At 67.6% G+C, this 262-nt stretch carries 1 protein-coding gene; it reads right to left on the reverse strand.

The genetic code is table 11. The annotated features are described in order from the left end of the window. Nucleotides 1–9: 9 nt before the first annotated feature. Nucleotides 10–261: a hypothetical protein gene (locus IF30_RS0140670; protein WP_030248410.1), complete on the reverse strand. Its 252-nt coding sequence runs from the start codon at nucleotides 259–261 to the stop codon at nucleotides 10–12. Nucleotide 262 lies beyond the last annotated feature (1 nt).

Consider the following 262-nt stretch of genomic DNA (forward strand, 5'->3'; position numbering starts at 1 on the left):
CCGGCGCGGTCAGGGGGCGGTCGTGGTCAGTCTGGGGTCGTTCGCGTAGACGGGGTTGTCCTGGCGTTCGTACTGGGACAGTGCCAGGCCCATGCAGAAGAACGTCGGTGCCCATTCACCCACGAAGATGCCCCACCGGTCGGCGCGGTCCAGGCCGGCTGCCTCGGCCTTCACGGACACCATCCACGAGGCGAACGACAACCCGATCGACGCCATGCCTGCCAGGTAGGCGTGCTCGGACTTCACACCCGCGTCATGCAGC

Source organism: Streptomyces sp. NRRL S-350, assembly GCF_000719705.1.
Lineage (GTDB): Bacteria > Actinomycetota > Actinomycetes > Streptomycetales > Streptomycetaceae > Kitasatospora.